Source organism: Micrococcus luteus NCTC 2665 (assembly GCF_000023205.1).
GTDB classification, from domain to species: Bacteria; Actinomycetota; Actinomycetes; order Actinomycetales; family Micrococcaceae; genus Micrococcus; species Micrococcus luteus.
Genome location: NC_012803.1, coordinates 1,116,392 through 1,141,903 on the forward strand (window position 1 = coordinate 1,116,392; position 25,512 = coordinate 1,141,903).

At 69.8% G+C, this 25,512-nt stretch carries 25 protein-coding genes and 1 riboswitch; of the genes, 17 read left to right on the forward strand and 8 right to left on the reverse strand.

Going from position 1 to position 25,512, the window contains the following annotated elements; genetic code table 11:
* Positions 1-14: 14 nt before the first annotated feature.
* Positions 15-1,337 (reverse strand): 4-aminobutyrate--2-oxoglutarate transaminase, encoded by a 1,323-nt coding sequence (gabT, locus tag MLUT_RS16700; protein ID WP_010078814.1) that lies wholly within the window; start codon positions 1,335-1,337, stop codon positions 15-17.
* A 146-nt stretch (positions 1,338-1,483) separates the two neighbouring features.
* On the opposite strand from gabT, the gene MLUT_RS16705 reads away from it, so the two are divergent.
* The 4 genes from MLUT_RS16705 to MLUT_RS16720 all read left to right on the forward strand — a co-directional run bounded on the left by MLUT_RS16705 (position 1,484) and on the right by MLUT_RS16720 (position 5,785).
* Positions 1,484-2,395, forward strand: a complete 912-nt coding sequence (locus MLUT_RS16705) for a LysR family transcriptional regulator (RefSeq protein WP_012750853.1) — start codon at positions 1,484-1,486, stop codon at positions 2,393-2,395.
* Between the two features lie 65 nt (positions 2,396-2,460).
* Positions 2,461-3,309, forward strand: a complete 849-nt coding sequence (locus MLUT_RS16710; protein ID WP_010078812.1) for a class F sortase — start codon at positions 2,461-2,463, stop codon at positions 3,307-3,309.
* A 122-nt stretch (positions 3,310-3,431) separates the two neighbouring features.
* Positions 3,432-4,502: a DUF305 domain-containing protein gene (locus MLUT_RS16715; RefSeq protein WP_010078811.1), complete on the forward strand. Its 1,071-nt coding sequence runs from the start codon at positions 3,432-3,434 to the stop codon at positions 4,500-4,502.
* 206 nt (positions 4,503-4,708) lie between these two features.
* The gene (locus tag MLUT_RS16720; protein ID WP_010078810.1) at positions 4,709-5,785 is read left to right on the forward strand and encodes a hypothetical protein; all 1,077 of its coding nucleotides are present in this window, start codon (positions 4,709-4,711) and stop codon (positions 5,783-5,785) included.
* 9 nt (positions 5,786-5,794) lie between these two features.
* Here MLUT_RS16720 and MLUT_RS16725 read toward each other — a convergent pair whose 3' ends face one another.
* The gene (locus tag MLUT_RS16725; RefSeq protein WP_010078809.1) at positions 5,795-6,100 is read right to left on the reverse strand and encodes a GNAT family N-acetyltransferase; all 306 of its coding nucleotides are present in this window, start codon (positions 6,098-6,100) and stop codon (positions 5,795-5,797) included.
* A 252-nt stretch (positions 6,101-6,352) separates the two neighbouring features.
* On the opposite strand from MLUT_RS16725, the gene MLUT_RS16730 reads away from it, so the two are divergent.
* Positions 6,353-7,468, forward strand: a complete 1,116-nt coding sequence (locus MLUT_RS16730) for a hypothetical protein (RefSeq protein ID WP_010078808.1) — start codon at positions 6,353-6,355, stop codon at positions 7,466-7,468.
* 81 nt (positions 7,469-7,549) lie between these two features.
* On the opposite strand, the gene MLUT_RS16735 is transcribed toward MLUT_RS16730, so the two are convergent.
* A complete protein-coding gene (locus tag MLUT_RS16735) occupies positions 7,550-8,893 on the reverse strand; it encodes an IS256-like element ISMlu11 family transposase (protein WP_010078807.1) in 1,344 nt (447 codons plus the stop codon).
* 133 nt (positions 8,894-9,026) lie between these two features.
* Here MLUT_RS16735 and MLUT_RS16740 point away from each other — a divergent pair, with 133 nt between their 5' ends.
* Entirely contained in the window at positions 9,027-10,295 is a 1,269-nt protein-coding gene (locus tag MLUT_RS16740; protein ID WP_012750854.1) for an IS256 family transposase, read from the forward strand.
* A 114-nt stretch (positions 10,296-10,409) separates the two neighbouring features.
* Here the strand turns inward: MLUT_RS16740 and MLUT_RS16745 are convergent, their stop codons facing one another.
* Together MLUT_RS16745 and MLUT_RS16750 are read right to left on the reverse strand one after the other, a co-directional pair.
* Positions 10,410-10,862 carry a DUF1931 family protein gene (locus tag MLUT_RS16745; RefSeq protein WP_012750855.1) on the reverse strand — a complete coding sequence of 151 codons (453 nt, stop codon included), beginning with the start codon at positions 10,860-10,862 and terminating at the stop codon, positions 10,410-10,412.
* A 113-nt stretch (positions 10,863-10,975) separates the two neighbouring features.
* Entirely contained in the window at positions 10,976-12,244 is a 1,269-nt protein-coding gene (locus tag MLUT_RS16750) for an IS256 family transposase (protein WP_012750854.1), read from the reverse strand.
* 504 nt (positions 12,245-12,748) lie between these two features.
* Here MLUT_RS16750 and nrdH point away from each other — a divergent pair.
* The 9 genes from nrdH (at position 12,749) to MLUT_RS16795 (ending at position 21,686) form a co-directional block, all read left to right on the forward strand.
* The gene (nrdH, locus tag MLUT_RS16755) at positions 12,749-12,994 is read left to right on the forward strand and encodes a glutaredoxin-like protein NrdH (RefSeq protein WP_010078804.1); all 246 of its coding nucleotides are present in this window, start codon (positions 12,749-12,751) and stop codon (positions 12,992-12,994) included.
* A gap of 11 nt (positions 12,995-13,005) precedes the next feature.
* Positions 13,006-13,473 (forward strand): class Ib ribonucleoside-diphosphate reductase assembly flavoprotein NrdI, encoded by a 468-nt coding sequence (gene nrdI, locus MLUT_RS16760; RefSeq protein WP_010078803.1) that lies wholly within the window; start codon positions 13,006-13,008, stop codon positions 13,471-13,473.
* A gap of 47 nt (positions 13,474-13,520) precedes the next feature.
* Entirely contained in the window at positions 13,521-15,647 is a 2,127-nt protein-coding gene (nrdE, locus tag MLUT_RS16765) for a class 1b ribonucleoside-diphosphate reductase subunit alpha (RefSeq protein WP_370622428.1), read from the forward strand.
* Positions 15,648-15,893: 246 nt separating this feature from the next.
* Positions 15,894-16,877 carry a class 1b ribonucleoside-diphosphate reductase subunit beta gene (gene nrdF, locus MLUT_RS16770; RefSeq protein ID WP_205812506.1) on the forward strand — a complete coding sequence of 328 codons (984 nt, stop codon included), beginning with the start codon at positions 15,894-15,896 and terminating at the stop codon, positions 16,875-16,877.
* Positions 16,878-17,159: 282 nt separating this feature from the next.
* Positions 17,160-17,257: riboswitch (SAM riboswitch) on the forward strand.
* Between the two features lie 47 nt (positions 17,258-17,304).
* Positions 17,305-18,357: a methionine ABC transporter ATP-binding protein gene (locus MLUT_RS16775; protein ID WP_010078800.1), complete on the forward strand. Its 1,053-nt coding sequence runs from the start codon at positions 17,305-17,307 to the stop codon at positions 18,355-18,357.
* Entirely contained in the window at positions 18,354-19,034 is a 681-nt protein-coding gene (locus MLUT_RS16780) for a methionine ABC transporter permease (RefSeq protein ID WP_010078799.1), read from the forward strand. Before MLUT_RS16775 ends, MLUT_RS16780 begins: the two co-directional genes overlap by 4 nt.
* 53 nt (positions 19,035-19,087) lie before the next feature.
* The gene (locus MLUT_RS16785) at positions 19,088-19,951 is read left to right on the forward strand and encodes a MetQ/NlpA family ABC transporter substrate-binding protein (RefSeq protein WP_010078798.1); all 864 of its coding nucleotides are present in this window, start codon (positions 19,088-19,090) and stop codon (positions 19,949-19,951) included.
* A gap of 101 nt (positions 19,952-20,052) precedes the next feature.
* Complete coding sequence (locus MLUT_RS16790; RefSeq protein WP_010078797.1) at positions 20,053-20,919, forward strand: thioesterase family protein; 867 nt, start codon at positions 20,053-20,055, stop codon at positions 20,917-20,919.
* Positions 20,916-21,686 (forward strand): lipoate--protein ligase family protein, encoded by a 771-nt coding sequence (locus MLUT_RS16795; RefSeq protein WP_012750858.1) that lies wholly within the window; start codon positions 20,916-20,918, stop codon positions 21,684-21,686. Before MLUT_RS16790 ends, MLUT_RS16795 begins: the two co-directional genes overlap by 4 nt.
* Positions 21,687-21,717: 31 nt before the next feature.
* Here MLUT_RS16795 and MLUT_RS16800 read toward each other — a convergent pair whose 3' ends face one another.
* The 3 genes from MLUT_RS16800 to MLUT_RS16810 are packed head-to-tail and all read right to left on the reverse strand — an operon-like array spanning position 21,718 to position 24,121.
* The gene (locus MLUT_RS16800) at positions 21,718-22,338 is read right to left on the reverse strand and encodes a uridine kinase family protein (protein ID WP_010078796.1); all 621 of its coding nucleotides are present in this window, start codon (positions 22,336-22,338) and stop codon (positions 21,718-21,720) included.
* 32 nt (positions 22,339-22,370) lie between these two features.
* Positions 22,371-23,027: an MBL fold metallo-hydrolase gene (locus MLUT_RS16805; RefSeq protein WP_010078795.1), complete on the reverse strand. Its 657-nt coding sequence runs from the start codon at positions 23,025-23,027 to the stop codon at positions 22,371-22,373.
* Positions 23,027-24,121, reverse strand: coding sequence for an S-(hydroxymethyl)mycothiol dehydrogenase (locus MLUT_RS16810; protein WP_010078794.1), 1,095 nt, complete (start codon positions 24,119-24,121; stop codon positions 23,027-23,029). Before MLUT_RS16810 ends, MLUT_RS16805 begins: the two co-directional genes overlap by 1 nt.
* Positions 24,122-24,325: 204 nt before the next feature.
* Between MLUT_RS16810 and MLUT_RS16815 the strand changes: the two genes are divergently transcribed.
* Together MLUT_RS16815 and MLUT_RS16820 are read left to right on the forward strand one after the other, a co-directional pair.
* On the forward strand, positions 24,326-24,592 hold the full coding sequence (locus MLUT_RS16815; RefSeq protein ID WP_010078793.1) for a hypothetical protein: 267 nt from the start codon (positions 24,326-24,328) through the stop codon (positions 24,590-24,592).
* Position 24,593: 1 nt separating this feature from the next.
* Entirely contained in the window at positions 24,594-25,445 is an 852-nt protein-coding gene (locus MLUT_RS16820) for an SOS response-associated peptidase (protein WP_012750859.1), read from the forward strand.
* Positions 25,446-25,512: the final 67 nt, after the last annotated feature.

Genomic DNA, 25,512 nt, shown 5'->3' on the forward strand with positions numbered 1-25,512 from the left:
CCGGTGGCGGCGTCTCAGGCGGACTGCAGCGCCTTCGTGACCTCGCTCAGGCCCTCCTTGAGGAGGTCCTCACCGATGGTCAGCGGCGGCAGGAAGCGCACGACGTTGCCGTAGGTGCCGCACGTGAGCAGGATGACGCCGGTGGCGCGCACGGCCGCGGCCACGGTGGCGGTCAGCGTCGCGTCCGGCTCGCCGGTGGCGGGGTCCACGAACTCGATCGCCATCATCGCGCCGCGGCCGCGGACCTCGGCGATGCGGTCGTCGGCGTTCTGCTCGAAGTGCTCGCGGATGACCTGCTCGATCCGGCGGGCCTTCTCCAGGAGACCGTCCTCCTCGACGGCCTCGAACACGGCGAGCGCCGCCGCCGTGGCGACGGGGTTGCCGCCGTAGGTGCCCCCGAGGCCGCCCGGGTGCACGGAGTCCATCACCTCGGCGCGGCCGGTGACGCCGGAGAGCGGCATGCCGCCGGCGATGCCCTTGGCGGTCGCCATCAGGTCCGGCTCGATGCCCTCGGTCTCGGAGGCGAACCAGGCGCCGGTGCGGGCGATGCCGGACTGGACCTCGTCCGCGATGAACAGGACGTCGTTGGCCTTGCACCACTCGACCATGGCCGGCAGGAAGCCCTCGGCCGGGACGATGAAGCCGCCCTCGCCCTGGATCGGCTCCATGATCACGGCGGCCAGGTCGTCGGCACCGATCTGCTTCTCCAGCGCGGAGATGGCACGCTGCGCGGCCTCGGCGCCGGACAGGCCGTCCCGCAGCGGGTAGGAGCCGGGCACGCGGTAGATCTCGGGGGCGAACGGTCCGAAGCTGTGCTTGTAGGGCATGGACTTGGCGGTCAGCGCCATCGTCAGGGTGGTGCGGCCGTGGTAGGCGTGGTCGAACGCGGCCACGGCCTGCTTGCCGGTGTAGGCGCGGGCCACCTTGACGGCGTTCTCCACGGCCTCGGCGCCGGAGTTGAACAGGGCGGTGCGGGTCTCGCCGGGGATCGGGCTGGTGCGGTCCAGCTGCTCGGCCACGGCCACGTAGCCCTCGTAGGGCGTGATCATGAACGAGGTGTGGGTGAACTGGGCGACCTGCTCCTGGACGGCGGCCACGACGCGCGGGTGGGAGGCGCCCACGGAGGTGACGGCGATGCCGGAGGCCAGGTCAATCAGGCGGTTGCCGTCCACGTCCTCGAGGATGCCGCCCGCGGCGCGGGCCGCGTACACCGGCATGGTGGTGGCCACGCCGGCCGGGACGGCGCGCTGCTGGCGCTCGGCGAGCTCACGGGAGCGGGGGCCGGGCAGCTCGGTGGCCAGGTGGCGGGTCTGCTCGAGGTCGGGGGTGGCGGTCATGAGGATGCCTCCTGGGGACGGCTCACGGGGAGCGGGGACGACGGGTGGGCGCGACGACGACGCGTCGGGCCGCGTCCTCCCATGGTGGGGGCGTCGAGTCCATGCCGTCCAGTGATGATCTGGCATGGGGGCTATGCTCATCCGGCATGGAGGAGAAACTGCTCAGGGCCTTCGTCACGGTGGCCGAGGTCGGCACGGTCTCGGGGGCCGCGATCCGCCTGGATCTCGTGCAGTCTGCGCTCAGTCGGCAGCTGCAGCGGCTTCAGCGTGAGCTGCGCCTGCCCCTGTTCGCCCGGGTCGCCGGCCGGCTCGAGCTGACGACGGCCGGCGAGGCGTTCCTCCCGGTGGCGCGCGAGGTCCTCGTCGCCCATCGACGGGCGGAGCAGGCGGCCCGCGCGCTCGCCTCCGGTCGGCTCACGGACGTGGCCGTGGCCGCGCCCGGCACCACCCTCATCGACGTCGTGCTGCCGTTCGTGGCCACCTTCGGCGAGGAGGACCCGCGCCCGCGCATCGCGGAGACCCAGCTGGACGACTCGCTGCTCGACGCCGTCGCGCGGCACGACCTGGTGGTGATGCCGACGGTGCCGCCGCCCGCCGTCGCGTCGCTGCCGCTGATGGACCTGCCGGTCTGGGCGTACGTCGCCCCGGGCCACCCCTGGGCGGGCCGGACGCGGGTGTCCCTCGACGACCTCGTCGCCCAGCCCGTCGTCGCGCCCGCCCGCACCTTCATGGCGCGACGCGTCCTCGACGGCGCCGTGGCCGTGGCTGGCCTCACGCCGCCGGCCCTCGTCGAGGCGAACTCCGGGCGGGTGGCCCAGGCCCTGGTCGCGACGGGGGCGGGCGTCGCCGTCGTCACCGAGGACCCGGCCTTCGGGTTGACGCCGTTGCGGGTCATCGCGCAGGGGCGGACGCTCACGGTGCGACTGCACGCGGCATGGCGGGGGGACCACTTCGCCGCCGAGACGCTGGAGGCGATCGCCCGTCGGTTGCAGGCCTTCGTCCGGGACCGCTATGCCGAGCCCGGAGACGACGCGCCGGGCCGAGGCCGGAGCGCGTGAGACCATGCCGTCGTCGGACGCGGCCCCGGGTGGGCCGGGTCGATGCACACGAGGGGAGAACCCGGATGAACACCACCGTCCGACGCGCCCTGTGGGTGGTCCTGTTGCTGCCGTGCCTGAGCCTCGTGTTCCTCGCGCTGCGCGGGGTGCTGGCGGTCGGCGTCGTGCCGATCAGCGCTGCCCCCACCCTCAGCGCCACGGCGTCCGCGACCCCGTCGCCGTCGTCCTCAGCACGCTCCACGCCCAGCCCTGCACCGACGGCCACACCGACCCCGTCCTCCGCGGCACCCACGTCGGAGGCGGCGGTTCCCATCGAGACCCAGGAACCCGCCGGCGCACCCACGCCGTCCGAGGAGCCGACCCCCACCGAGGAGCCAGCCCCCGCCGCGGCCGCCCACCTCTCCGGCCCCGCCGCCCCGTGGGACGAGATCACGGCGACACCTGTCCACGTGGACGTCCACCAGGACGGCGAGCAGATCGTCGGAGCGGGGATCGACCTCACGCAGTTGGATGAGGGCGGCGACTTGGACCCGGAGCCACAGACGGTCGGCTGGTACGGCCCGCCGCAGTGGGGCACCACGCCGGGGGAGCGCTCCCAGTACGCGGGGGTCCTGGCCGGGCACGTCGTCTACTACGGCGTGCGTGACGTGTTCTGGAACCTGGGCGACGTGCGGGCGGGCGCCGTCGTCGTGGTGACGTACGACGACGGCACGCAGGCCGCCTTCGAGGCGGACGCGGACGCGGTCTCGGTGGAGAAGGAGGCGCTCACCGAGGATCCGGCGAACCGCTGGGCATGGGAGCCGGGGGGCGACGATGCGAAGGTCACGCTGATCACGTGCGACCTCGTGCCGGGCACCGGGATGACCGGGAACGCCTTCAACAACTGGGTGGTGCAGGCCACCCGCGTCGCCTGAGGCCGCGGCGGCCCCGGGGCCGGGAGGTCGGAGGGGTACCCTGGGGAGGCCGGGGCGGCCGACCGCGTCGGACCGCCATTGACCCCGTGACCGGGTGACGACCGCCGAGAGGACCTGCGCCCATGAGCCGAGCCGACATCGCCCCCGCCCGCGTGCGCCCCCGCCGCTGGAGCGTGGCCGTTGGAGGGGTGCTCCTGAGCATCACCCTGGCCACCGGCGGCTGCAGCGTCGCCGAGGAGCCCGGACAGACCGGTGGCACGGAGGCGGGGAACACCTACCTGGAGGGCGTGCTGGCCAGCCCCAGCCAGACGTCCGCCGACCCGCTCGCGGCGGACATCCAGTTCGCGGGTCTGCTGCTGCGCAACCACCGCGACGCGATCCAGCAGTCCGATCAGGTGCTGGGCAAGGACGGCGTGGACCAGGAGATCCGGGCCACCGCCGAACGGATGAAGTCCGAGCACGAGGAGCGGGCGGGCCGGCTCGAGTCGATGCTCGAGGGCTGGGGCGTCCCCTCGGATGACGTGCGCGCTGCGGGTGCCGAGTCGACCCCGTCTGCGCAGCCCGAGTCCACGGAGGACGCGGAGCCGACCCAGATCGTGGGCGACGAGCTGCGCGCCGGACTCATGTCCGACCGGGAGAAGAACGTGCTGGCCGCCGCCGAGCCGGAGGAGGCAGGACGGATCTACCTGCTCCAGATGCGCCGCCTCTATCAGGGCGCGCTGACGATCTCCGCCACGGAGGCGGAGGACGGCTCGGACGACGCGGCCAAGGAGCTGGCCTCCAGCGTGGTCGAGGGCCACCGCAAGGAGCTGGAGAGTTTGGCCGCGACGCTCGGGGAGATGGGCGTGATCGGGTCGAGCGGGGCGCGCACGGCGGAACCGTCCGGGTTCACCGGCCCCATCAAGATCGAGGGCACCGGCGCCGACGGCGGCTCCGTCCCCTCGGACTTCGTCCCGGAGCCGGTGCAGCGGGTGCGCAACTTCCGCGCCACCCAGAAGCCGGTGCTGCCGTCGTCGAACTCGCCCAGTTCCTCCAGCGCTTCGGGCTCCGCCAGCGCGTCCGGCCGGGACGCCGAGGACCAGCGGGGGCGGGACGCCGCATCGGCGAGCCCGTCGCCCAGCCCGGCCGACACGGCGCAGGCCACCCCGCGCCCCTCCTCCGGGGCAAGCCCCTCGCCCAGCGCATCCCGCTGACGCGCCGCGTCGGCAGGACGGCCCGATCCGCATCGGGCGACGCCGTGACCGAGCCGATAGCGCTTCGTCACCGGACAGTGACCCGCCTCACGTCCGTGCGGCGTAGATTCGTGCCGACGCGGCGAGTGCGGCATCCGGCCGACCTCGGGCGTCCGGGCCGGGGAACCTTTCGGCCCGTCGCAGCACCGCACCCCTGGAGGAGCACGATGCGCACCGCCCGACCGACCCGCCTTGCCGCCGCCCTGGGCGCCGGCGTCCTTCTCACCGGCGTGGGGGCGACCCCCGCCCTCGCCTCACCCGCCCACCCCGCTGGATGGACCGCCGAGCACGGCCTCCCCGGCGGGTCCTTCCTCGTGGCCAGCGCGGAGGGTGAGACCGGTGCCTCCTTCGGCACCGAGTTCGAGGTGGACGAGTCCGACGTCCGCCTGACGGTGGCTCCGGCGCTGGAGGGGGAGGCCCGCGGCGCCGAGACCGAGGTCCCGTTCACGTACGACGACGAGTTGGAGCGCGGTGACTTCGACGTCGCCGCGGCCCGGCGGAGCCTGGGCGAGTCGGGGACCGGTCCCGTCGTCTACACCCTCTATGTCCTGGGCGGCGAGGTGGCGGCCCTCACCTACGGCCCGGACGCCGACCTCACCGGCGCTGACCCGGGCGAGCCGCTGCGCGCCGACCAGCGTCATGAACTCGGCTTCCACATGCTCCCCACCGCCTGGGACACCACCCTGCTCGCGGCGGCGGGGGAGCGACACGTGTTCATCTCCTCGTACACGGGCGATGAGGCGGCGCCACTGACGCTCGTCGCGGGCCCGGCCGGGGGCCGGGTCGTCGAGGTGACGGAGGAGGAGACCGGCGGGCCGCGCGGCTACGTGTACCAGGCGCCCGAGGGCTTCACCGGATCCGATACCGTCACCCTGCGGGCCACGAGGGACGGCGTCACGACGACGCGGACGGTGACCGTGCGGTTCGGCGACCCCCGCGTGGACCTCTACGACTGGGAGAACGGGCGGATCCCGGGGTTCGTGACCTTCCCCGTGGCCGGCCTGTTCGACGACGCTGCAGCTCCGGGCCAGCCGGCCGATCTCGGCACCCCCACCTCGCCGGTGGAGCTCGAGACCCCCACCTCGCCGGTGGAGCCCGAGACCCCCGCGGAGCCGGCCGAGGGCGAGCACACGGTGCCGGACGCGGTCGAGACCGGGCGTGGTCCGGCGGCGTGGCCCGCCGCCGTCGCGGTGCTGGCCGCGGGCGTCCTGGCCGTGGTGCGCCGGCACCGCGTCGCGGCCTGACCGCTCCGGTCAGCGGGGCGCGAGCAACGCGCTCTTCTCCGGGTGCTCGTCGAACCACTGGGCGACGTACCAGCACATCGGCACGATGCGGCGGCCCCCTGCGGGGCCGCCGTTCGTCTCGATGTCCGCGACTGCGCCGGCGGTCAGCGTGGCGGCGTGGCCCTGGCCGCGGTGCACGGGGATGGTGAACGCCCGGTTCAGGGAGACGGCCGCGCCGTTGTCCCGGAAGTCGAGGACGGCGAGCAGGGTGCCGCCGTCGTGGAGCTCATACCGGGACTCGGCGTCATTGCGGGTGACGGTGGGGGAGGTGCTCATGCCGGGGCAACCCCCGGTGGTGGCGGGGTATTCCGACGCCGGCCGACTGCCGTGGCTTAACCCGTCCGGCCTCTCCCGTTGACTTTGCGGCATCACAGGTGGCAAGTGAGTGGGAGGGATTCAATGCACGACGCCATGATGTTTTCCAGTGTGTCCCTATTGTGGGCAGGTCTATTCACACTGTCACGACGAGTGGAGCTTGCCGGGCTCCGGGATGGGCAGGGTGAAAGGGTTTGGTCCGGGCGGGGTGGCATGGTCCTCGCGATCGGTCTGGTCGTGGGGATGACCGGACTTCTCGTGGGCTCCGAGAACGTTGTTGCAATGGTGTTCTGCGGTCTTGGTCTCCTTCTGCTCGGGTGCTCGTTCCTCCTGATTCTCGTCATGCCCAAGGCCTCACAGCTGAGCGGTGAGGTGCAATGGCGACGAATCGTCAAGCACCGCCTACAGCATCGACTTTCCGCATTCCGACACGCGGGGCGTGAGTGGTGGCAGGCGATGTCGCGCCCGGCCATAGCGGGTGGAACGGCAGTAGCCCGTGGGCGCGTGAAGCGGCACGGGCCATCTCTGGAACCGCTGCTGTTCTTGGCCATCGTGTTGCTGGCGGGGGTTGTGGCACTTAGCGGCATGCTGTCGACATTGGTCCGCCTCTTCGATCCGCGGAATGGGGTAAACACCGCCATCGCTGGGACCGCGTTGGCGACCGCTTGGATGGTGCTCCTGGGGCTTACCTTGTGGGCCCTCACCGTCACCTTGATCTTGGCGGTGATCGTGGGGCAGTGGCGGCCCGCGTACCGGGCCCATGTGCTTTCCGCCGTACAGGCGACAGTCGCCGGCACGGGTGCCGGTGCCGCCGTCGGGATATGTGCTGCTGTCATGGCGCCGGTCGGGTGCTACGCGGTCCAGGCGGCAGGAGTGGCGCGGATTTGGGACTGCCAGACTGCTTCGGTGGACCTCGGGGTGAGCCACATCCTGATGGTCAGCAGTTTCTTCAGTCTCTTCGGATTCATGGCCGGAAGTGTGCTCGGGACGACAAGCCTCATGGCCTGGCGAGGACGGCCCGCGTGGACGCGGATCGTCTACCCGTCGGTCTACCTCACGGTGTGGGGGCTGGTCCTGGCCACGGCCTCGCCTCGATCGATCCTGGAAGCGATTTCACAGGAGTCTGTGTCCACTGGGGTACCGGACATGTCACTGACGCGGGACCAACGCTTTGGTCAGGCTGGCGGTGACGCATGGCGGGTCGCCGTCGTCGAGATGAAAGAGGCAGGCGCGTGGCCGGTGGCGCCCGAGGCGGGGGCCCTCTGGTGGTGGAGTGCAGGTGTGGTGGTCCTTGCGCTCGTGTACCAAGTACGGGCGGAAGTTCTCTAGGGTGAGTCCAATAGCGTGGTGTCAATTCCCGCGGGGTTCTCGTCGTCGGGGCGTGTCAACTTGTCTGTGTAAGCGGGGTGGTCACAGGTAGGGGTTGATCCGGTCGGGGTAGGCCGCGGCGAGCTGGGCGAGGGCCTGCTTCCAGTTCGTGACGGCCTGGCCTTCGACGAGCCGGCCCTGGGCTTTGCGCTGGCCGGCGGGTTTGCCCCGGTCCCGAGCGCGTTCGGCGGCGCGTTTGTCTTCGATGTTGCAGATCGCCAGCCAGAGCAGCTTCACCGCCGCCTCGGTCGAGGGGAAGTGGCCGCGGTTCTTGGTCACCTTCCGTAGCTGGAAGTTCAGCGACTCGATGCTGTTGGTCGTGTAGATGACCTTGCGGAGCATGGGTGGGAACTGCAGGAACGGGATGAACCGCTCCCAGGAGTTCGCCCAGGTCGCGGCTGCAGACGGGTACTTCGTGCCGAGCTCGGAGGCCTCGAACTCGGCCAGCGCCTTCCTCGCGGTCTCTTCGTTGGGGGCAGTGTAGATCGGCTTCAGCGCGGCGGCGACCTTCTTGCGGTCCTGGTAGGCCACGAACCGCATCGCGGCCCGGATCAGGTGAACCACGCAGGTCTGGACCATCGAGTCCGGCCACGTCGCCTCGATCGCCTCCGGCAGGCCCTTGAGCCCGTCGCAGCACACGATCAGCACGTCCTGTACGCCCCGGTTGGCGAGATCGGCGCAGACGTGGGCCCAGAACGCCGAGCCCTCGGTGTCCTGGACCCAGATCCCCAGCACGTGCTTGATGCCCTCGAGGTCCACGCCGACGGCGATGTAGGCGGCACGGTTGAGGACCTGGCTGTTCTCTCGGATCTTGATCCGGATTGCGTCGAGATAGATCACCGGATAGAACTCCTCCAGCGGCCGCGACTGCCACGCCAGGACCTCTTCGCTCACGGCGTCGGTGATGTTGGAGATCGTCTCGTGCGACAGGTCCGTGCCGATCGTGGAGGCCAGGTGGTGCTGGATGTCCCGGATCGTCATTCCGCCGGCATAGAGGCTGATGATCATGTCATCCAGGCCCCCGAGGCGCCGCTGGCCCTTGGGCACCAGGCGCGGGGTGAACGACCCGCCCCGGTCTCGCGGGACGTCCAGCTCGATCGGCCCGACCTCGGACTCCACGGTCTTCGGGGTGGTCCCGTTGCGGGAGTTGGCGTGCTTCGGCGCCTCGCTCGAGCCCTTCTCGTAGCCCAGATGGCTGGTCAGCTCGGCCTGCAGGCCCCGCTCGAGCGCGGCCTTGACCAGCGCGGGCACGAACCCGCCGTCACCGGTGAGCTCGACGCCGCCCGCGTCGATCTGCGCGAATAGGGAATCAAGCTGCCCTGAGGCTTTCAGCTGCTCGACCAGGTCCTGGCCCGAGGGCTCGCCTGGGTTCTTCTCGTCGGTCATGGTCATGATTCTTACCGTTCCTCTCGGTACGGCTTACACAGACCATCTGACACGCCCCGTCGTCGTAGACGGTGAAGGGCCATCGTGGGATGACCAGTTGTTTCCGCCAAGAAGCAAGAAGAGTGATCCCACGATGACCCACAACCAGTCTGCCCTGACGACCCTGATCGGCGAAGTCCTCGCCGACCCCGACCTGGCCCACTCGGACGTGTTCCGGCGAATGCTGCAGGCCGGCCTGCAAGACCTGATCAACGCGGAAGCGACCGTGAAGATCGGCGCGGCCCGTTACGAGCGCACCCCGGAGCGGACCACCCGCCGTAACGGCACCCGGCCGAAGACCCTCGCGACCCCGGCCGGGGAGGTGGACCTTCAGATCCCGAAGCTGCGGGAGGGGTCGTTCTTCCCCTCGCTGCTGAGCCCGCGCCGCCGGGTCGACAAGGCGCTCTACGCGGTGATCTGTCAGGCCTGGATCGACGGCGTCTCGACCCGCAAGGTCGATCAGCTGGTGCGGGCGCTCGGCAACGACACCGGCATCAGCCGGTCGACGGTGTCGCGGATCTGCGGTGAGATCGACGAGGCGGTGCAGGAGTTCCTTTCCCGCCGGATCGATCACACTTGGTTCCCGTACCTGTTCCTCGACGCGACCTACCTCGACGTCCGCCACCGCGGCCGGGTCGCCTCGCAGGCCCTCGTCGTCGCCACCGGCGTGAGCGGCGAGGGCAGGCGGGAGATCCTCGGGATGGCGCTCGGTGACGCGGAGACCACCGACTTCTGGACCGAGTTCCTCCGCAGCCTCCGCGACCGCGGCCTGAAGGTCGCCACCGACGCCGACCCGCTCGGGGTTGCCCTGGTCACGTCCGACGCGCACGCCGGCATCAAGGCCGCGGTGAAAGCGATCCTGCCCGGCTCGGGGTGGCAACGATGCCGAGTGCATTTCGCGCGCAACGTGACCCAGAAGCTCGGCTCAGCACGCTCCAAGCCGGTCAACGCGCTGATCTCCACGATCTTCGCGCAGACCACCCCCGAAGCGGTGATCGCGCAGTATCACCAGGTCACCGACAGTCTGCGCGGCTCGTTCCCCGAGATCACCGCCATGCTCGAGGCCGCCGAGCCGGACCTCACCGGGTTCGCCCCGCTGCCCCGGGAGCACTGGCAGAAGGTCTGGTCCAACAACCCCATCGAGCGCCTCAACCGCGAGATCAAACGCCGCGCCGACGTCGTCCAGATCTTCCCCGACCGCGACTCCGTGACCCGCCTGATCGGCGCGGTCCTCCAGGAACAACACGAGGAATGGCAATACGGCGAACGCCGCTACTTCTCCGACATCTCGATGCGCAAACTCGTCCACACCCTGCACGAACACACCGAACCCGCCCGCCCCGAGCTCTACCTCACCGCCTGACCACCACCCACCCACAGGGAACAACGGAATGACACCACGCCACGGGACTTGACCCCCGCTGACGCAGTGCTGGACCTGCCACGCGCAACCCGAATCGAGGTCTTGTCCGGCACGCTAAAAGAGCAGGTCAAAGATAGCCATGGCCCGCTCCCAGTGCACGCTCTGCGGGTTTTTGACCTTAGGATCGAGGATTTTGAAGGCACGTGCCAGCGCCACCGTCAGCCCGCCGACCAGGCGCGGCGACTCCGCTTCCATCTCATAGCTGTAGGCCAGGTCGAGCGGGGGCAGGGCTACCAGCTGATCCAGGATAGGCTGAAGCTCCAGTGCGGTGTCCAGCCCGTCGAAGGCCCGCATGCTCTCCTTGAAGCCGAGCGTCAGCGGCAGGTCGTGCAGCTGGATGACGTCTCGCTGGTTGTCCTTGGCCGTGGCCTGCGCCGCCAGCAACAGATCGTAGACCTTCTGCCGCACGAAATCGTTCAGCCGCGCCAGGTCGTTCTTGTCCACGTCCAGGCCGGCTGCCTCCCGAAAGAGCCGTTCAAACTTCGATACGCCGATGATTTTCGCCATAGTTCTATCTCCTCCTGTCAGACTTACAGTGACACTAATAGCACGGACACCGGGGGCCGGGTCAAGTCCCGTGGCGTGGTGTCATTCCGTTGTTCCCTGTGGGTGGGTGGTGGTCAGGCGGTGAGGTAGAGCTCGGGGCGGGCGGGTTCGGTGTGTTCGTGCAGGGTGTGGACGAGTTTGCGCATCGAGATGTCGGAGAAGTAGCGGCGTTCGCCGTATTGCCATTCCTCGTGTTGTTCCTGGAGGACCGCGCCGATCAGGCGGGTCACGGAGTCGCGGTCGGGGAAGATCTGGACGACGTCGGCGCGGCGTTTGATCTCGCGGTTGAGGCGCTCGATGGGGTTGTTGGACCAGACCTTCTGCCAGTGCTCCCGGGGCAGCGGGGCGAACCCGGTGAGGTCCGGCTCGGCGGCCTCGAGCATGGCGGTGATCTCGGGGAACGAGCCGCGCAGACTGTCGGTGACCTGGTGATACTGCGCGATCACCGCTTCGGGGGTGGTCTGCGCGAAGATCGTGGAGATCAGCGCGTTGACCGGCTTGGAGCGTGCTGAGCCGAGCTTCTGGGTCACGTTGCGCGCGAAATGCACTCGGCATCGTTGCCACCCCGAGCCGGGCAGGATCGCTTTCACCGCGGCCTTGATGCCGGCGTGCGCGTCGGACGTGACCAGGGCAACCCCGAGCGGGTCGGCGTCGGTGGCGACCTTCAGGCCGCGGTCGCGGAGGCTGCGGAGGAACTCGGTCCAGAAGTCGGTGGTCTCCGCGTCACCGAGCGCCATCCCGAGGATCTCCCGCCTGCCCTCGCCGCTCACGCCGGTGGCGACGACGAGGGCCTGCGAGGCGACCCGGCCGCGGTGGCGGACGTCGAGGTAGGTCGCGTCGAGGAACAGGTACGGGAACCAAGTGTGATCGATCCGGCGGGAAAGGAACTCCTGCACCGCCTCGTCGATCTCACCGCAGATCCGCGACACCGTCGACCGGCTGATGCCGGTGTCGTTGCCGAGCGCCCGCACCAGCTGATCGACCTTGCGGGTCGAGACGCCGTCGATCCAGGCCTGACAGATCACCGCGTAGAGCGCCTTGTCGACCCGGCGGCGCGGGCTCAGCAGCGAGGGGAAGAACGACCCCTCCCGCAGCTTCGGGATCTGAAGGTCCACCTCCCCGGCCGGGGTCGCGAGGGTCTTCGGCCGGGTGCCGTTACGGCGGGTGGTCCGCTCCGGGGTGCGCTCGTAACGGGCCGCGCCGATCTTCACGGTCGCTTCCGCGTTGATCAGGTCTTGCAGGCCGGCCTGCAGCATTCGCCGGAACACGTCCGAGTGGGCCAGGTCGGGGTCGGCGAGGACTTCGCCGATCAGGGTCGTCAGGGCAGACTGGTTGTGGGTCATCGTGGGATCACTCTTCTTGCTTCTTGGCGGAAACAACTGGTCATCCCACGATGGCCCTTCACCGTCTACGACGACGAGAACCCCGCGGGAATTGACACCACGCCACGGGACTTGACCGTTCTCTATAGACGAGTCCCGCCCTCTACGCCCCACATGTAGTGGTCCGCGGGGGCCGGACACGCCGCTCGCAGACGTGGCGAACTCGACTTTCCGGCTGTGGGAACCCGGCCCCGAGATCTCCACCGGCTGTGGACAGTCGACCTCGGCCCTGGCGTGTCCCGCATGTCCGCGCGGATCGTCTCGCACAGCAGGGTGTGGACAGGATGGGCAGAGGATGGGGATACGTAACTACAGTGGTGTGACTACTACATGTAGGGATGGTTCCTGGCGGAGATCACTAGATGTAGTATCGACGCAGATGTTCGGCACGCTCCGTGATTCACCTCGCGGACGCCGCGCCGACACCCGCAGACCACCAGAGACCACGAAGGAACAGGGATCGCCATGACCGTCACCGTGTACACCAAGCCGGCCTGCGTGCAGTGCAACGCCACCTACCGTGCACTGGACAAGAAGGGCATCGCCTACGAGGTCGTGGACATGTCCCAGGACCCCGCCGCCCTCGAGCGCGTCCGTGCCCTCGGCTTCATGCAGGCCCCCGTCGTCATCACCGAGACCGACTCCTGGTCCGGCTTCCGCCCGGACAAGATCGCCGAGCTCGCCGAGTCCGCCGCGGCATCGGTGGCCTGACCGGAGTCGACATGACCGTCGCCGCGGACCCGGGCCACATCCGCTCGGCCGAGGCGCAGGGGCTCGTCCCCACCGACGCGGGACTGATCTACTTCTCCTCCGCCTCCAACTACACGCACCGCTTCGTCGAGAAGCTGGAGCTGCCCGAGGACCGGGTGGCTCGACTGCCGTTGATCACCCGGGAGCCCACCCTCGGGGCCACCGCCCCATACGTCCTGATGACCCCCACCTATGGCGGGGGCAGCGGGCCGGGCGCGGTCCCGAAGCAGGTGATCAAGTTCCTCAACGTCCCGGAGAACCGTCACTGGATTCGGGGCGTGATCGCGTCCGGGAACACCAACTTCCATGAGGGCTACTGCCTGGCCGGCTACATCATCTCCCGCAAGTGCCAGGTCCCCCTCATGTACAAATTCGAGCTGATGGGCACGCCCGACGACGTCGAACGCGTCCGCGGCGGCCTGGAAGGACTGTGGACATGACCATCACCGCACCCACCGAGGCGGACCTCATCCGCCAGGCGAAGAACATGCCCGCCGAGTGGCAGAACCTCGGCTATCACGAGCTCAACGCCATGCTGAACCTCTACGGCGCCGACGGTCGCATCCAGTTCGAGGCCGACCACGCGGCCGCGCGCCAGTACTTCCTGCAGCATGTCAACACCAACACGGTGTTCTTCCACGACCTGGAGGAGAAGCTCGACTACCTGCAGAAGAACGACTACTACGAGACCGAGACGTTCGAGCAGTACCCCTTCGAGTTCGTCCGGGGCCTGTTCGATCGTGCCTACAAGGCCAAGTTCCGCTTCCCGACCTTCCTCGGCGCGTTCAAGTTCTACACCTCGTACGCCCTGAAGACCTTCGACGGCAAGCGCTACCTCGAGCGCTACGAGGACCGCGTCGCCGTCGTCGCCCTCCACCTGGCCCGGGGCGACCAGGAGCTGGCCACCCATCTGGTGGACGAGATGATCGCCGGCCGCTTCCAGCCGGCCACCCCCACGTTCCTCAACTCGGGCAAGAAGCAGCGCGGCGAGCTCGTCTCCTGCTTCCTGCTGCGCATCGAGGACAACATGGAGTCGATCGCCCGCGGCATCAACTCCGCCCTGCAGCTGTCCAAGCGCGGCGGCGGGGTGGCCCTCTCGCTGACCAACATCCGCGAGCACGGCGCGCCCATCAAGCAGATCGAGAACCAGTCCTCCGGCGTCATCCCCGTGATGAAGCTCCTCGAGGACTCCTTCTCCTACGCCAACCAGCTCGGCGCGCGCCAGGGCGCCGGCGCGGTGTACCTCAACGCGCACCACCCGGACATCCACCGCTTCCTCGACACCAAGCGCGAGAACGCGGACGAGAAGATCCGCATCAAGACCCTCTCCCTCGGCGTCGTGATCCCGGACATCACGTTCCAGCTGGCGAAGAAGAACGAGGACATGTACCTGTTCTCGCCGTACGACGTCGAGCGCGTCTACGGGGTGCCGTTCTCCGAGATCTCCGTGACCGAGAAGTACTACGAGATGGTCGACGACGCGCGGATCAAGAAGACCAAGATCAGCGCGCGTGAGTTCTTCCAGACCATCGCCGAGATCCAGTTCGAGTCCGGCTACCCGTACGTCGTGTTCGAGGACACCGTGAACGCCGCGAACCCGATCAAGGGCCGCATCACCATGTCCAACCTGTGCTCCGAGATCCTGCAGGTCTCCGAGGCCTCCGAGTACAACGAGGACCTGAGCTACGCCCACGTGGGCCAGGACATCTCGTGCAACCTCGGCTCGATGAACATCGCCAAGACCATGGACTCGCCGGACTTCGGCCGGTCCGTGGAGACCGCGATCCGTGCGCTGACGGCCGTGTCGGTCATGTCCGACATCCAGTCGGTGCCGTCCATCGCCAAGGGCAACGCGGCCTCCCACGCCATCGGCCTGGGGCAGATGAACCTCCACGGCTACCTGGCACGCGAGCACGTCCACTACGGCTCGGAGGAGGGCATCGACTTCACGAACATGTACTTCTACGCGGTGCTGTTCCACGCGCTGCGCGCCTCGAACCGGATCGCCATCGAGACCGGCCAGCGGTTCGGCGGGTTCGAGGACTCGAAGTACGCCTCCGGGGAGTTCTTCGACAAGTACACGGACCAGGAGTGGGCGCCCGCCACCGAGCGCGTCGCCGAGCTGTTCGCGGACGCCGGCATCGCCCTGCCCACGCAGGACGACTGGCGTGAACTGAAGGCCTCCGTCATGGAGCACGGCATCTTCAACCGCAACCTGCAGGCCGTCCCGCCGACGGGCTCGATCTCCTACATCAACAACTCGACCTCCTCGATCCACCCGGTGGCCTCGAAGATCGAGATCCGCAAGGAGGGCAAGCTCGGCCGCGTGTACTACCCGGCGCCGTACCTCACCAACGAGAACCTCGAGTACTACGAGGACGCGTACGAGATCGGCTACGAGAAGATCATCGACACGTATGCCGCGGCGACGCAGCACGTGGACCAGGGCCTGTCCCTGACGCTGTTCTTCAAGGACACGGCCACCACCCGTGACCTGAACCGCGCGCAGATCTACGCGTGGAGGAAGGGCATCAAGACGATCTACTACATCCGCCTGCGCCAGCTCGCGCTGGAGGGCACCGAGGTCGAGGGCTGCGTGAGCTGCATGCTCTGACAGCCGGCCATTCGAGGCGGGAAATCCCGCGTATTCCGCGCTTCTGAGCGCGCTTGCGCTGGATTTCCCGCCTCGAAGTGGAGCCGGCGCACCCGGGCGGGGCGGGCCCACGACGTCGTGAGCCCGGACCTGCCCGAGTGGCTGCCGCTGCCCCTGCGGGCCTACACTGACCCGGACCCGCGCCCCGCTGACCGTGCTCTCGCGAGCCCCCGGAATCCGCGGATTCTCAACGAATTCTTCTGAAGGATGTGCCCTGCCGTGACCGAGACCCAGCAGTCCCACCTCGTCGAGGCGATCAACTGGAACCGCATTCAGGACGAGAAGGACGTGGAGGTGTGGAACCGCCTCGTCAACAACTTCTGGCTGCCGGAGAAGGTGCCGCTGTCCAACGACGTCCAGTCCTGGTCCCACCTCACGGACGAGGAGCGACTGCTCTCCATGCGCGTCTTCACGGGCCTGACGCTGCTGGACACGATCCAGGGCACCGTGGGCGCCGTCTCCCTCATCCCGGACGCCATGACCCCGCACGAGGAGGCCGTCCTCACGAACATCGCGTTCATGGAGTCGGTGCACGCGAAGTCGTACTCCTCGATCTTCTCCACGCTGGCCTCCACCCCGGAGATCGACGAGGCGTTCCGCTGGTCTCGTGAGAACCGGAACCTGCAGGCCAAGGCCCGCCTGATCGTGGAGCGCTATGACGGCCAGGACCCGTACAAGAAGAAGATCGCCTCCACCCTGCTCGAGTCCTTCCTCTTCTACTCGGGCTTCTACTGGCCCATGTACCTCTCCGCGCACGCCCGCCTCACCAACACCGCCGACCTGATCCGCCTGATCATCCGCGACGAGGCCGTGCACGGGTACTACATCGGCTACAAGTACCAGCGGAGCATCGAGACCCTGCCGGAGGAGAAGCGGGAGGAGCTCAAGGCGTTCACCTTCGAGCTGCTGTTCGAGCTGTACGAGAACGAGGTCGAGTACACCCATGACCTCTACGACGCCGTCGGCCTGGCCGAGGACGTGAAGAAGTTCCTGCACTACAACGCGAACAAGGCGCTGATGAACCTGGGCTACGAGCCGATGTTCCCGGCCGAGACCACGAACGTGAACCCCGCCATCCTCTCTGCGCTCTCCCCGAACTCGGACGAGAACCACGACTTCTTCTCCGGATCCGGCTCCTCCTACGTGATCGGCAAGGCCGAGAACACCGAGGACGAGGACTGGGACTTCTGATCCCGTCCGCCTGAGGCCCTTGATGGGCCCCGCCGTCCGCAGGCCACCACGACGCCGGCCCGCACCTTCCCGTGAAGGTGCGGGCCGGCGTCGTGGTGGGGAGGGGTGCCGCCGGCCACTGGATGGCAGGGGTTTGTCATATAACGACACATGACGCGGGCGGAAGGCGGGGTCCAGCCCTCCGAGAGGTCGGGAAATGAGACCTGTGTCACGTCGTTCCTTCCACGGCGCCCCGGTGTGGTTGACTTTTTCCCTGCACCGGTGACGACGCCGGGGCACCCCTCACCATCTTGAGCGGCCGAGAGATCTGGGTCGACGACGCCGCAGCAACCACACCCCCACCGACCGGGCGCAGGTGCTAACGCCAGGACCGATGGAAAGGACGGGAATGTCGTCTACCCCTGCTCTCAGCACGTCTGCTCATCCCATGGGCACGCCCATGATCGAGGTGCGTGGTCTCGAGAAGACCTTCCGCCAGGGCGCGAAGGAGATCCGTGCGCTGCGCGGCGTCGACCTCGCCGTGGCCCCGGGCCGCATCCACGGGATCATCGGCCAGTCCGGCGCGGGCAAGTCCACGCTCGTGCGGTGCCTGACCCTGCTCGAGCCCCCGACCTCCGGGACGGTCTCCGTGGCGGGCAAGGACCTGACCCGGGAGTCGCGCTCCGGCCTGCTGGACTCCCGCCGCCGGATCGGCATGGTCTTCCAGCACGCCAACCTGTTCTCCTCCCGGACCGCCCGCGACAACGTGGCCTATCCGCTCGAGGTCGCCGGCGGGTCCGATGCCGCCGCGCGTCGGGCGCGCGCAGACGAGCTGCTCGCCCTGGTGGGTCTCGAGGGCTTCGAAGGGTCCTACCCGGCGCAGCTGTCCGGCGGTCAGAAGCAGCGGGTGGGCATCGCTCGCGCGCTCGCGTCGGACCCCGACGTGCTGCTCTGCGACGAGCCCACCTCGGCCCTCGACCCCGCGAGCACGGAGGGTGTCCTGACCCTGATCGAGGACCTTTCCCGGCGCCTGGGCCTGACCGTCCTGGTCATCACCCACGAGATGCACGTGGTCAAGCGACTGTGCCACGAGGTGTCCCTCCTGCAGGACGGGCGGATCGTCCAGTCCGGCGACCTCGGGGACGTGGCGTCCGACCTCGACTCGCCGCTGTCCGCCGCGTTGCTGCCTTTGCCCACGCCCCATGCCGCTCGGGACCAGCGCCTCGTGGAGGTGCTCGGCCGGGGCCGGGCCGCCTCCCTGCCCATCACCCAGCTGGTCCGCGACGCGGGCGCCGGCGACGTCGAGATCCTGGCCGGCACCGTCGAGGACCTCGCGGGGGAGCGCTTCTCCCACCAGCTCCTGAGCCTGTCCGCCACGGAGGCCTCGGCCGACGCCGTGGTGGCGCGCCTGCAGGAGGCAGGCCTGACCGCTCGCGTCCGCACGGCTCGGCAGGCAGCCCAGGACCACGTCACCGCGGATGAGATCGGAGGAGCCCGATGACCTGGCTCGAGAAGCTGACCACGAACCCGGCGATCACCGAGGCCCTGCCTGAGGCGGTCGTGGAGACGTTGCTGATGGTGGCGATCTCCGGCGTCGCCACCGTGCTGATCGGCGGCCTCCTGGGCATCGTGCTGCATGTGACCCGTCCGGGGGGATTGAATCCCATGCCCGCCCTCTACACGGTGCTGTCCGCCGTGATCGTCAACATCACGAGGTCGATCCCGTACGCCATCCTCATGGTGGCGCTCATCCCGCTGACCAAGTGGCTCGTGGGCACGGCGATCGGGCCCATCGCGGCGACCATCTCCCTGACCATCGGCACCGCGCCGTTCTTCGCGCGCCTTGTGGAGTCGGCGCTGCGTGAGATCCCTTCGGGCACCGTGGACGCCGCGCAGGTCATGGGCTCCACCCGTGGCCAGGTCATCCGCAAGGTCCTCCTCCCGGAAGCCATGCCCGGCCTGATCGCGGCGACGACCACCACCCTGGTGACGCTCGTGGGCTACTCGGCCATGGCCGGCCTGATCGGCGGCGGCGGCCTCGGCCGCCTCGCCTACAACTACGGCTACCAGCGATTCCAGACCGAGGTGATGGTCGTGACCATCGTCGTCATCGTCGTCCTGGTGCAGCTCATCCAGTGGATCGGCGACCTGCTGATCCGCCGCATGGACCACCGCTGACCCCTCACCTTCTTCTTCATCTCTCCATCCCTCCGACACGAAAGGCCCCTCCCATGGCTCTGTCACCCCTCTCCCGCCGCACCGCCCTCGGCGCCGGCACCGCCGCTCTCGCCCTCGCCCTCTCCGCCTGCGGCGCCAGCGGCTCCGACTCGGCGGCCTCCTCCGCCCCCACCCCGGACCCGGCGAATCCCGTCGTCGTGAAGGTGGGGGCGAACCCCGTGCCGCACGCCCAGATCCTCGAGTTCGTGGACGAGAACCTCGCGAAGGAGGCGGGCATCGATCTGGAGATCCAGGAGTTCGACGACTACCAGATGCCCAACACCGCGCTCAACGAGGGCAAGATCGACGCGAACTACTACATGCACGAGCCGTTCTTCAACAAGCAGGTCGAGGAGCGCGGCCTGAAGATGGAGCACGGCGAGGGCGTGCACATCGAGCCCTACGCCGCGTTCTCCCAGAAGTTCGACTCCGTGGACCAGGTGCCGGACGGCGCCACCGTGGCCATCACGAACGACCCCGGCAACCAGCCCCGTGCCCTCAAGATGCTGGAGCAGGCCGGCCTGCTCCAGGACATCCAGGACGACTCCGCCGCCCTGACCCTCACCCCCGAGCAGAACCCGAAGGGCCTGCAGTTCGAGGAGAACCAGCCGGAGATCCTCGTGCAGATCCTGGACGACCCGGCGGTGGACCTCGCCATCATCAACGGCAACTACTTCATCCAGGCCGGCATGACCCTGGAGGACGCCGTGGTGGTCGAGGAGATCTCCGGCGAGAACCCCTACGCCAACTTCGTGGCATGGCGCGAGGGGGAGAAGACCCCGGGCGTGGAGAAGCTCGACGAGCTGCTGCACTCGCCGGAGGTCAAGGAGTACATCGAGCAGACCTGGCCGGGCGGCGACGTCACCCCGTCCTTCTGAGTCGGAGCGTCCCTGACGGCGCCCCGCGCCTGCCTCATCGGCCGGTGACATCCCGCGGGGACGTCACCGGCCGCCGTCGTCGTTCTGGCAGACTTCGGCCCATGACCGACATCACCTCCACCCCCGCGGCCTCCGTCGCCGACGATCCCCTGGCCTTCTACGTGCGCCTCGGCGAGCCCACCGTGGACGCCGACGGCGTCCGCACCTCCCGCGTGCGCTCCACCGTGCACGCCCAGGGCGCATGGCGGGAAGAGGAGATGCACATGGCCGCCGTCTCGGGCCTGCTGCTGCACGAGGTGGCCGCGCACGAGACCACTCCCGGGCTGCGGGTGGGACGGCTCTCCTACGACATCCTGGGCACGCTCTGGTCGGGCGAGCTCGAGGTGGTCACGCGCACCCTGCGTCCGGGCCGGACCATCGAGCTCGTCGAGTCCGTGCTCCACGCCCGGGGCCGCACCGTACTGACCCTGCGGGCCTGGCTGCTGTCCACCTCGGACACCTCCGCCGTCGCCCAGCTGCCGGACGAGCCCCTCCCGCCGCGCTCGCAGGCGCAGGCGCACAACGCGCTCCACGGATGGGGGGGCGGGTACATCGCCTCCCTCGACGGCGTCATCCTGCCCGGCCACGGGCCGGGCCACGGCCGGGTGTGGCTCACCACGGACCGTGAGATGGTGGCGGGGGAGAGCACGAGCGACCTGGTCCGCCTGATCAGCCTCACCGACGCGGCCAACGGGATCGCCCCGGCCCTGCCGGCGAAACCGGGCGGGTGGTTCTTCCCCAACGTGGACCTGCAGATCCACCTGTACCGCGAGCCCACCGGCCACTGGCTCGGCCTCGCGGGGCAGGTCACGGTGGGCCCGGACGGCGTGGGCCTGACCAGCACCGTCCTCCACGACGACGACGGCCCCTTCGCCCACGCCGAGCAGACCCTCACCCTGCGCTCCTGGCCGGCCGAGGGCGGCCTGTGAGCGCAGCTCCCCGGCTGCGCTGGGCCGTGCAGGAGCGGACCCTCGGGGCCGTCGAAGACCTCGACTGGGCCATGGACGAGCTGGCCGTCTTCCGCGCCGCCGCGGCCGAGGGAAGGGCCCTCGACGACCTGATCCGCGTCTACGTGCCCGAACCGACGGTCGCGTTCGGCCAGCGCGACGCCCGGCTGCCCGGCTTCGCGGCCGCGGCCGCGGCGGCCCGGTCCCACGGCTTCGAGCCGGTGGTGCGCCGGGCCGGCGGACGGGCGGCGGCCTACCACCACGGCTGCCTGGTGGTGGACCACCTGAGCCAGCAGGAGGACGCGGCGCTCACGCAGCAGGCCCGGTTCGCCGAGTTCGCCGACCTGTTCGTGCGGGCGTTCGCCCGCATGGACGTGCCCGCCTCCGTGGGTGAGATCCCGGGGGAGTACTGCCCCGGCGAGTTCTCCGTGCAGGGACCTGCGCCGACATACCCGGTGAAGCTGGCCGGCTCCGCGCAGCGCGTGGTGAAGGGGGCGTTCCTGTTCTCCACCCACGTGGTGGTGTCCGACCCCGCCCCGCTGCGGGCCGTGCTCGTCGACGTCTACCGGGAGCTCGGCCTGGACATGGACCCCCGCACGGCGGGCGCGGCCGAGGACGTGCGCCCCGGGGTGAGCGTTCCCGCGTTCGCCGCGGCCCTGCGGGAGGAGTACACGGCGTGGGCCGCCGCCGCCGGGCTCGAGGTCGTGGACGAGCAGCTCGCCGTCCTCGCCGCAGGGACCTCCGGCTGAGGGCACGGGCGGCCCGGCTGCAGGGGGCCCGTCAGACCGTGAGATCCGCGATGATCTCCCGCTTGCGTCGCGGGGTGAAGCCGGCCGCCACGGCCGCCGCCCGGCGCGCCGCGTCCGTCCGGTAGAGGGACCAGCCCCGCTGCACGAGGAACGGCACCGGCTTGCGACGCTCGGCGACATCGCGCACGAACCGGCGGGCCGCCGTCGTGGTCCGCGCCTGGTCGATGTACCAGGCCGCGTAGCGGACTCCGGCCCGGTCCAGGGCGGCGGGCATGCGCTCGGCGAAGATGCCCTCCGCCACGATCACCCCGCCCGGCTCGAGCGCGACGGTGCCGTGCCCGCGGACGGAGGACGTGGAGATGTCGTAGTCGGGCACGCGCGTGGCGCCCTCCTCGAGCAGTTCGACGACCGCGTCCACGGCCGCCTGCTCATCCCACGTTCCGGGGTGGTCCCAGTCGATCTCGCCATACGGGGTGCGCGGGAACACGGGGCCGGGCCCACCCGCGGCGCCGTCGTCGGACTGCGGACGGTAGAACGCATCGAGCGAGAGGTGGGGCCGGCCGTGCCGCCGGGCCAGGTAGGACTTGCCGGAGCCCGACGCCCCGCCGAGCAGGATCACGGAAGGAGGGGTCGAGGCGGGGAGGATGGTCACGGGGGACCATTCTTCCCCACCTCGGCGCGTCCTCAGTGGCCGCGGTCGATCCACTCCTGCAGGTGCGGCTTCTCCGTGCCGATCGTGGTGGAGTCGCCGTGGCCGGTGTGGACCACGGTGGCCTCCGGCAGCGAGAGCAGGCGCTCGCGGATGGACTCGATGATCGTGTCGAAGTCCGAGTACGAGCGGCCGGTGGCGCCGGGCCCGCCCTGGAACAGGGTGTCGCCGGAGAACACGACGCCGGTCGGGGCGCCGTCGTCGCCGACCTCGCCCAGGGCGGGGGCGTACAGGCAGACCGAGCCGGGGGAGTGACCGGGGGTGTGCAGCACCCGCAGCTCGACGCCGGCCACGCGCAGGACGTCGCCCTCGGCGAGCGCGCCGTCGGGCTCCTCGTCGGGGAAGACGGCGTCCCAGAGCATGCGGTCTGCGGGGTGGAGCAGCACGGGGGCGTCCACCATCTGGCGGAACTCCTGGACCTGGCGGATGTGGTCGTCGTGGCCGTGGGTGAGGACGATGGCCAGCACCTGGCGGCCGTTCACCTTCTTCCAGACGGCCGAGGCATCATGGGCCGGGTCGATGACGACGCACTGCTCCGCGCCGCCGACGATCCACACGTTGTTGTCCACGTCGAACGTCTCCCCGTCCAGGGAGAACGTGCCGGAGGTGACCAGGTGATCGATGCGCGCCATCAGAGCACCACCACCGAGCGCAGGACGTCGCCGGACTTCATTGTCTCGAAGGCCTCGTTCACCTCGTCCAGGGCGATGGTCTCCGTGACGAACTCGTCCAGCGGCAGGCGGCCCAGGCGGTACTGGTCCACGAGCATCGGGAAGTCGCGCTCCGGCAGGCAGTCGCCGTACCACGAGGACTTCAGCGCGCCGCCGCGGCCGAAGACCTCCAGCAGGGGCAGCTTCAGCTCCATGCCGGGGGTGGGCACGCCCACCAGGACGACGCGGCCGGCCAGGTCCCGGGCGTAGAACGCCTGCTCGTAGGTCTCCGGGCGGCCGACCGCCTCGATGACCACGTCGGCGCCGAAGCCGCCGGTCGCCGCGCGGATGGCCTCCACGGGGTCCTCGTCCTTCGAGTTCACGGTGTGGGTGGCGCCGAGCTCCTCGGCCTTCGCGAGCTTCTTGGCGTCGATGTCCACCGCGATGATCGTGGTGGCGCCGGCGAGCTTCGCCCCGGCGATCGCGGCCACGCCGACGCCGCCGCAGCCGATCACGGCCACGGACTCGCCGAGCTTGACCTCGCCGGTGTTGATGGCCGCGCCGATGCCGGCCATGATCCCGCAGCCGAGCAGGCCGACCGCGGCCTGTTCCTCGGGAGTGTCGACGCCGTCGACCTTGGTGCACTGCTTGGCGTGGACGAGCGTCTTGTCCGCGAACGCCCCGATGCCCAGGGCCGGGGACAGCTCCGTGCCGTCCTCGAGGGTCATCTTCTGGGTCGCGTTGTGGGTGTTGAAGCAGTACTTCGGCTCGCCCTTCCGGCACGCGCGGCACTCGCCGCACACGGCGCGCCAGTTGAGGATCACGGTGTCACCGACCATGACGTGGTCGACGCCCTCGCCGATCGCAGAGACCACACCCGTGGCCTCGTGGCCGAGCAGGTACGGGTACTCGTCCCCGATCCCGCCCTGCTGGTAGTGCAGATCCGTGTGGCAGACGCCGCAGGTCTTGATGTCGACGACGGCCTCGCCGGGTCCCGGATCGGGGATGACGATGGTCTCGACGGTGACGGGGGCGTCCTTCGCCATGGCGACGACGCCGCGGACCTTCTGGGACACGTTGTTCCTCCTGGGGGTGGGGATCTGCCCGATGCCGCGCATGCGTGGGGCGGCGCGGCGTGCGGGCTCGTTCTGCCCATCCCATCACAGGACCCTGTGCGACGCATCGGTGAGCAGCCGGGGGCCTGGTGTGTGGCGTCGCCGCAGCGGCCGGGGGAGACTGCAACCTGAGCCGCAACATCGATGTGAACGGAGGGGCGAACCATGGCACGACATGGCAGAGACGAGGGCGACCCTTACGAGGCCCACGAGGACGGCGAGCACCCGGCCGGTGGCCCGCACGGCCTCGGCACGCTCGCGCAGTGGCGCACCCCGCTGGTGGGGCTGCTGATCGGCGTCGGCCTGGGCGTGGCGTTCGGACTGGGCACCGAGAGGCCCTGGGGCAGCGTGACCGGCTGCGCGATGATGGGCTTCGCCCTCGGCATCGCGTGGATGTACATCGAGCGCGGCCGGGACGGGAGGGACCGCTGACATGTGCGGCCGCTACGTGATGGCCCGCGCCACGAGCGATCTGGTGGCCCTGGGTGACGCCGAGACGAATGAGGATCTGGTGCTTCGCCAGAGCTGGAACGTGGCGCCGACAGCCGAGGTGCCGATCCTCGTGGCGCACGCGGACGGCGTCGGCGTCGGAGGCCCCGGTGGGGGCGACGGCGGTGCCGGTGTGACCCGGCGGATCCACGTGGCCCGCTGGGGCCTGGTTCCGCCGTGGGCGAAGGAGCTGTCCGTGGGGTCCCGTGCGTTCAACGCGCGCTCGGAGACCGTGGCCTCCAAGCCGACGTTCCGGGCCGCCGTCCGCGCCCGCCGCTGCGCCGTGCCGGTGGAGGGCTACTACGAGTGGAAGACACCGGAGCCTGGTGCCAAGGGTCCCGACGGGCGGATCGCGAAGAAGCAGCCCTACTACGTGCACCCGGCCGGGGCCGGGGACGGCGAGGGACCGGTCATCTGGTTCGCCGGCCTGTACGAGTGGTGGCAGGACCCCGAGGCCAAGGCCGCGGGGGAGGACGCCTGGGTCCTCTCGACGACGATCCTCACCATGGCCGCGCCCGACGCGGACGACGACGATCCGGTGCTCGCCGCGCTCGGCCAGCTGCACGACCGGCTGCCCGTGCCCATGGACGCCGAGACGATGGACCGGTGGCTCGCTCCGGACACGCTCGGGTCCGCCGAAGAAGCCGACGCCCTCGTGGGCCAGGTGTGCGCCGGCGCGTACGACGTTGCGGCGGGCTGGTCGCTGCGGCCCGTGGGGGGCGCCGTGGGGAACGTCCGGAACAACGGGCCGGAGCTGATCCAGGAGATGAGAGAGCAGCAGGGCACGCTTCTCTGAGAGACGGGGCGACGACGGTGACCGGCCCGTGACGCACGGAAGCGCGGTGCCACGGTGAGGCCGGAGA